The sequence below is a fragment of the Micromonospora sp. NPDC051296 genome (genome assembly GCF_040682255.1).
Classification (GTDB): Bacteria; Actinomycetota; Actinomycetes; order Mycobacteriales; family Micromonosporaceae; genus Micromonospora; species Micromonospora craterilacus.
Genome location: NZ_JBFBAO010000346.1, coordinates 1 through 7,457, shown reverse-complemented (window position 1 = coordinate 7,457; position 7,457 = coordinate 1). Strand labels below are relative to the sequence as shown.

Sequence of the window (7,457 nt, the reverse complement as noted above, 5' to 3'; positions counted from 1 at the left end):
AGCCGAACCGGTGCTCGGCACGGCGCGGTTCGCGCTGCGCCTGCTCCAGCTCGCCGGCTCGGCGCAGCAGGTCGTCGTCGACGACGTGGATATCGCCGGCGACGATGTCCAGCCGGCGCAATGCCTCCCACAGGTCGCCGCCGGCGCCCTCGATCGCCTTGGCCAGGGCAGCCGAGTCGGCGCGTCCGACCTGGGAGCTGTAGCCGGAGGCACGGCCCAGGGACGCGATGACCGCCAGCGGCGCCTGGTCGGTCAGGGCGAACCGGCGCCACTTCCACACCGGCGCCACCTCGACGGGCAGCCGCTCCTCCAGGCTGGCCGGGAAGATCACCACCTCGAGATCGGCGTGCGGGTCGAGCACCTGCTTGGACGGGTTGGGCACGAGCACCTGATCGCCATCGATCAGCACCCCGACGGCGAGGTGACCGGCGGCACGGTCCGGCGCGCGCCGGTCCTGGATGGAGACTCTGATCTCGGCGCGGTTGGCCGTGTCGACGCACATTGGGGGTCCTCCGGGGGCTACGGGTGCGTGCACGGTAGGCCGAAACGATCAGCAGAACTGTCGGCCACCTACGCCCCGATCGTCCGCCTGCCGCTTGACAAACGCACCGACGTAAGGAAGGGCCCGTTATTAACGCCTGAGGTAGAGGAAGGGCCCCTTCTTAACAGGGGGCGGGTGGGTTGCTCAGTGGCCGCGATAGAGGGCCGCGATGTCGTCGGCAAAGTGGTCCTCCACCGCCTCCCGCTTGATCTTGAGGGTGGGGGTGAGTTCCCCGTCGGCCTCGGTGAGGTCCCGGGACAGGATCCGGAAGGTCTTCACCTGCTCCGCGTGGGAGACCGTCCGGTTGGCCTGGTCGATCGCGTCCTGGATCTCGTCGCGCAGCTGCGGGTCGTCGCGCAGCTTGGCCAGGGACGCGCCGGGATGCCCGTGCGCGTCGCGCCACCGTTGCCAGGCCTGCGGGTCGACGGTGACCAGCGCGGCGACGTACGGGCGGCCGTCGGCGACGAGCATCGACTGGCTGACCAGCGGATGCGCGCGGATGCGCTCCTCGATCGGCGCGGGCGCGAGGTTCTTGCCGGCGGCCGTGACCATGATCTCCTTCGTCCGGCCGGTGATCCGCAGGAATCCGTCGTCGTCGAGGCGGCCGAGGTCGCCGGTGTGCAGCCACCCGCCGTCGGCCAAGGCCGCCCGGGTGGCCTCCGGGTTGTTCCAGTAGCCGGGGAACACCACGTCGCCGCGGGCCAGGACCTCCCCGTCGTCGGCGATGCGGATCCGCACCCCGGGCAGCGGCCGGCCGACCGTGCCGATCCGCATCGCCGTCGGCAGGTTCGCGGCCAACGCCGGTGAGGTCTCGGTCAGCCCGTAGCCCTCCAGCACCGTGATGCCCGCGCCGCGGAAGAAGTGCCCGAGCCGCTCCCCCAGCGGCGCCCCGCCGACGATGGCCATCCGGCACCGCCCGCCGAGCGCGGCACGCAACTGCCGGTACGCGGCGAGGTCGAACAGCAGGTGCGCCAGGCGCAGCGGCACCCCAGGGCCGTGCGGCCGGTCCAGGGCCCGGCTGTACCGCACGGCCACCTGCTCGGCCACGCTGAACAGCCAGCCCCGGTGCGCGTCCTCGGCCATGTGCTGGGCCTGGTCGTGCATCTTCTCGAACATCCGTGGCACGGCGAGGATGAAGGTGGGCCGGAACCGGCGCAGCTGGTCGAGCACCCCGGAGACGTCGGCGCTGTGCACCATTGTGGCCCGGTTGTGCACCATGCCGACCTGGATCAGCCGGGCGAAGGCGTGCGCCAGTGGCAGGAACAGCACGGTCGACGCACCCGGATGCAGCACCTGCGGCAGCACGGCGGTGGCGTTGCCGACATCGGCGCAGATGTTGCGGTGGGTCAGCACGCAGCCCTTCGGCGGGCCGGTGGTGCCACTGGTGTAGACGATCGTGGCCATGTCCGCGCCGGTCACCGCGCCCCGGCGGGCGTCGACCTCGGCGCTGTCCACACCACGGCCCTTGGCGGCCAGCTCGATGAGTTCACCGACGTCGATTCGCCAGGTCTGCCGCAACGCGGGCAGGTCCGGCCGCATTCCGGTCACGGTGGCGGCGTGGTCGGCGGTCTCCACCACGCAGCCGACCGCCCCGGAGTCGCCGAGGATCCAGTGGATCTGATCGAGGCTGGAGGTGTCGTAGATCGGCACGGTGACCGCGCCGATCGACCAGAGCGCGTAGTCGACCAGCGTCCACTCGTAGCGGGTGCGGCTGAGCAGCCCGACCCGGTCGCCGTGGGCCACCCCGGCGGCGACGAAGCCGCGGGCCAGGGCCAGCACGTCGTCGCGGAACTGCCGGCAGGTCACCGGCAGCGAGCCGCCCCGACCTGATCGCCGTACCGACCACGACCGGGGGTCCGGGTCCGGGCGGATGAACTGCACCGCGTCCGGATCCTCCGCCGCGTTTCGCCACACCTGCTCGGCCAGGCTGGCGTCACCGCCGCCGACGATCGGCTCAACCGCTGTCTCCCGCACGCCCGCCCACCTGCCGTCGTGTCCCGTCGCGCTGATGGTGGCCCGCAACCCCTCCCCCGGTCCCCGGAACACGAAAACCCGCCCGCCCCTCCCCGGCGCGTGTTATCCCGACCCACCGCCCGCCGATCTTGCACTTTCGGTCGCCTGAATACCCCTTTCACGGCTTTCGTCGAGACAAGAAGTGCAAGATCGGCGAAGGGTGGCGGGGGGCTAGGTGGCTTGGGGTGGGGTGGTGGTGCGGCGGCGGCGGGCGAGGTAGGCGAGCAGGGTGGCCAGCACGGCGGCCTCGGCGAGGAGGATGGTGACGGACCAGCCGGATCCGACCCAGCGGGCCAGGGTGTCGTACCAGTAGCGGACCAGCAGGGTCAGCACGGTCGCCGCGAAGACCGCCGACGCCAGCCCGTACAGGGCGTAGGCGACGCGGTCGCGCGGGCGGTGCGCGCGTACCGCGCCGGGGCCGCGGCGCAGCAGCTGGCCGTAGAACCGGTAGCTGTCGCCCCGGAGATCGATCAGGTTCAGCGCGTGGCTGAGCATGTAGTAGCCGTCTAGCCGCAGGAAGGGCACCAGGTTGAGGGCGGCGGCGGCGGTGCCGAAGATCAGCATCGTGCCGGCCAGGTCGTACAGCAGGCCGCCGGGCGTACTCCAGAGCCGGATCGCGGCGAACGGCAGCAGCGCCAGCATGCTCACGAAGACCCCGGCGAACGCGGTGGCCACCCGCCGACGCGGAGTGAACAGCACCACGTCGTCGACCTTGCAGTACGGCGCCACCAGCGGGAAGCGCCACATCACCCCGATCTCGGTGACCCGCCCGCCGAAGTACCGGCAGGTCAGCCCGTGGGCGCACTCGTGCAGGAAGACGATCGCCCAGGTGATCACCACCGCGGCCAGGATCGCCGGCAGTGGTCGGCCGCCCCCGGTTACCCCGTCGGCGAGTTCCGACAGGTGCAGCGCCACGTACCCGGCGACGGCCAGCACGGCCACCAGCGCCGGCACCACGAACCACCAGCTGAACACCGGTGCCAGCCAGGGCAGCAGCCGGGTGAACAGCCGTTCCGGGTCGAACAGCGGCAGGCGGGCCGACAGCGGGCCCCGCTTGGCCTTCGCCACGCTGGCGGCGTTCGAGGCGGTGAGCCGGGCGAGTTCCTCCGGATCGGTGGCGCCGTGCAGCAGTTGCCGCTGGTGCAGCATGCCGAACAGCTGCTGCCAGTTCTCCGGCCCGAGCCGGCGCTGATACGCGGCGGCGTACTCGCCGGCCAACTCGTCCAGGCTCCGGGTGCCGTCCATCCGGGACATCAGGAAGTGCTCGCGCGGCCCCACCCGGTAGTACCAGCCGGTGTCCGGGTCCTTGACGTGGTGCACCAGCTTCCCGTCCCGCCACTGGCCGGGGCCGAGGACGATGCCGTCCCGCAGTCGGGGCTGGGTCCAGGTGGCGTCGACGGTGGTCATCGTGGCCCGGCCGGGGCGAGGTCGTCCAGCAGCGCGGTCCGCATCAGGTACGACAGGTAGATCTCGTCGAGGATACTCACGCCCAGCCGGTTGTTGGTCATGTGCACGAACGAGCTGAGCACGATGGGCAGGGCGACGCCGAGGTCGGCGACCGGGGTGGGCTCGCCGCCACCACGCTGGAACACCAGCTCGCCCCGGCCGGTCGCGGCGACCACCCGGTCGCGCAGTTCGCGGCAGTGCGCCGACCAACGGCCCTCCACGCCGGTGGCCCGGACGGCGGCGTCGTCGCGGGCCGCCGCGCGGATGGCGGCCAGCCGGTCACGCAGCCCGGCGTCCATCTTGCGGTAGCTGGTGTCGAAGCTGTTGTGGTAGTCGTCGCTCGGCTCGGAGTAGGAGACCTCCCAGAACCGGCGGTACTCGTCGAGGAACTCGGCGATACGCCGGTCGTCGGGAAGGAAGGCCGCGCACATCATCATGCTCAGCTGGGCGGAGAGGCCGAGCAGCACCGGGCGTACGTGCACGTTGGTGGTGGCCAGCAGGTCCAGCACCACGTCGCTGGAGTGCTCGAAGTGCCACTCGGCCAGCTCGATGCCGGCCGGCCCGCCGTAACGGCCGTACTCACGCTCGTACGGGATGTGGTGGTAGCTGTTGTTCGCCCGCATCGGCATCACGCCGTCCGCGCCGTACTCGGCGTCCCACCGCTGCTGGCCGTACTCGGCGAGGAACATCTGCTTGTACAGGCCGCCCAGCCCCTCGCTGTCCACCTCGTACAGCGCGGGCCGGCGGCGCAGGAACGCCCCGAGGGCCGCGTCCACCCGGGCCCGCACCAGCGCCGGGTCGACGCCCGGGGCGGGCAGCACCCGCAACCGCACGTGCGGGCCCTCCATCCAGTACTTGATGAAGAAGTACCGGCTGATCAGCCCGTCGGCGCGCAGCTCGTCCACCAGCGGCCGGACACCTTCGACCAGCATCGGGTTGGCATTGCTGGCGTAGAAGGCGTGGACGCTGAGCCAGCCGTGGTCGACCGGCGACGGGTAGTCAGTCATGCTCGGCTCCCCCTCGGACACCGTTGAGTTCGACGGTCAGTTCGGTGACGTACGCTCCGGCCTCGCCGCTGAGCAGCTGCTCGTCGCGGTCCGGCAACATCTCGGCGAGCACCAGCCGGCTGCCCGCCGACCGTCCCATCGCCTCCAGCAGTTGCAGGCAGAGGTAGCTGTCGAAGTCGACGTAGAGCGGCTTGTGGTCCGGCCGGCCGGCCGCCGGAGCACCGGCCGGGCCGGCGTCGTCGGCGGTCGGGGCGAGCCGGTTGCCGTCCGGGGTGGCGAACACCCGGCGGGGCAGCCCGTTGTCCCGCCGCCACCGCTGCCAGGCCAGGAACCAGTCGGCCTCGCCGACCTCGGCGGTACGCGCCGGCGGCAGGTAGTCCGGGTGCAGCTTCCACATCCGCCGTTGCAGCACCAGGTCGCCGTGCACGATCCGCGGATAGCCGGCGATACCCCGATCGGGCAGCGGCACGGTGGTGCCCGCCCAGAAGTCCGGCTGGGCCATCCCGAGGTAGGCGAAGGTGAGCAGCACCTGCTGCACCTCGGGCAGCGCCATCGGCAGCAGGAAGCCCAGGTAGACCGGGATGACCTCGGCGTCCAGCCGGCGCGAACGCAACAGCAGTCGATCCGCCACCGGGTCGTGTTCGACGCTGAGATCGTCCATGTGGATCTGCTCGGCCGCCGGCCGGAAGCTGATCTCCCCCGGGCAGACCAGCTCGTACGGGGTGACCGCCGGGTGCAGGTTGAGGTTGGTGGCGTCGTACCCGCCCTTCAGCTCGGCCAGCACCGCGCCCGGCGGCTGGAGCCGGGCCAGCTCGGCGCGGAGCGCGCCGGCCAGGTCCTCGTCGGCGAAGAGGTGGGCGAAGCGGGAGAACAGCAGCGTCATGCCGGAGTAGATCCGGTTGACCACCACCCGTTGCCGGTCGCCCTGGTCGGCGAACTGGAGGAAGAAGGACCGCGGGTCGAGGGTGCCGAGCGTGGCGGGCACCCGGGCGGCGACGTCTGCCATGAACGCGTCGTCCAACGCCAGTTCCTCGGCGCCGGCCGGCAGCCGGCGGTACGCCTCGTTCACCCGACGGGCCACCTCGACGCGCGCGTCGTCGAGCGCGGAGATCTCCTCCTGCCGGAACCAGTTCTCCTGCCGGACGTACGCGTTGTCCGCGTCGAACGCCCGGCGGCGCATCATCCGCCCGGTGTAGTGCTCGAAGAAGTCCTGCTGGAACTCGTGGGCGAAGGTGAGCAGGTCATCGCAGCGTCCACCGGCGCCGTAGCGGGCCCGGAAGAAGCCCTTGGTGGCCAGCCGGCGGGGCAGGTTGACGTCGAACACCGGCATGATCCGGGCCAGCGCCCGCAGCTCCGGCAGCACGTCGCGCTCCCACCGGTCCCGGTCGGCGGTGACCGGGGCCTCGGTGCGCAGCGTGGCGTCCTCGTAGACCAGGGTCCGGGGGGCCGGGACGTCGGCGCGGCCGAGGTCGGCGTGGGCGGCGACCAGTTCCCGGCGGATGTCCGCGAGCACCGCGCGGCGGCCGGCCACGTCGGCGGCCGGGTAGCCGGTGGCGAGGCGGTTCACCGTGTCGACCCGGTCGGCGAGCCGGTCGGCCCAGCCCCGGCCGATCTCCCGCAGCGCGACCCGGTAGCCCTCGACGGGGTCGTCGGCGTGGATGTCCAGTTGCAGGTTCGGCACCACCAGCAGACCGACCCGGAGCAGGTGGTGCAGGTACTGGCCGACCTCGTCGGCCGGGCGGCCGTCGGTGGCCAACTCGGTGACCAGCTCGGACATCCTTCGCACCCGACCGCCGTCGAGCGCGGCCAGGATGTCGTGCAGCACCTGGCCGGTGGGCAGCACGAACAGCGACTCGTGGATCGACTCCAGGGTGATCGCGGCGTCGCCGTCCTCGGAGCTGGTCCGGCGGCGACGCAGGTAGCGCAGCCGGCCGCGCTCGATGCGCCAGCCGGTGGTGACGGTGACCGGCAGGTCCGCGCGGAGCGTCTCGTCGGCCAGCACGATGGCCGACAACCGGCCCAGCGTGGCGAGGTTGAGCCGGGCCGCGCCGCGCTTGACCGCGTCGGCTGGGGAGCGGACGTCGAGCAGCCGACCGCCGCCCGGGGCGAACGTCCCGACGTTGACCGTGGTCAGCCGGCTGAACGGGCTGGTCTTGCAGGCGGTGCGCAGCGCGTACTCCAGCAGGGAGCGTTCCACCCGCCGGGCCCGCTTGCCGGATTTCCCGGGTGCGGCGAGGTATCCCGGCAGGTACTGGTCCAGCGACGGGGAGGCGAGCAGGATCCCGCCGCGCAGGTCGGGGTCGTCGGCCAGGTCGCGCAGCACCGCCCGGCGCTCGGCCAACTCCTCGGCCAGCACCGCCGCGCCGGCGCCCAGTTCCCCCCGGTACGCCGCAAGGGTCTCCAGCCAGCCCACCAGCGCCCGGTGGGTGTCCGCGCCGAGCGCGTCGGCC

Annotated in this window: 5 protein-coding genes; all 5 read right to left on the bottom strand. The window is 72.3% G+C overall.

The window, feature by feature from the left end; genetic code table 11:
• A partial coding sequence (locus AB0M52_RS27330; protein WP_363959383.1) for a hypothetical protein occupies positions 1-502 on the bottom strand: 502 nt, incomplete at its 3' end.
• A 183-nt stretch (positions 503-685) separates the two neighbouring features.
• Entirely contained in the window at positions 686-2,515 is a 1,830-nt protein-coding gene (locus AB0M52_RS27325; RefSeq protein ID WP_363959381.1) for an AMP-dependent synthetase/ligase, read from the bottom strand.
• A 210-nt stretch (positions 2,516-2,725) separates the two neighbouring features.
• A complete protein-coding gene (locus AB0M52_RS27320; protein ID WP_363959378.1) occupies positions 2,726-3,961 on the bottom strand; it encodes a M50 family metallopeptidase in 1,236 nt (411 codons plus the stop codon).
• Positions 3,958-5,007, bottom strand: coding sequence for a lantibiotic dehydratase C-terminal domain-containing protein (locus AB0M52_RS27315; RefSeq protein WP_363959375.1), 1,050 nt, complete (start codon positions 5,005-5,007; stop codon positions 3,958-3,960). The genes AB0M52_RS27320 and AB0M52_RS27315 overlap by 4 nt, the downstream gene beginning before the upstream one ends.
• Positions 5,000-7,457 (bottom strand): lantibiotic dehydratase (locus AB0M52_RS27310; RefSeq protein WP_363959372.1); only part of this gene is annotated, 2,458 nt, incomplete at its 5' end. The genes AB0M52_RS27315 and AB0M52_RS27310, both read right to left, overlap by 8 nt.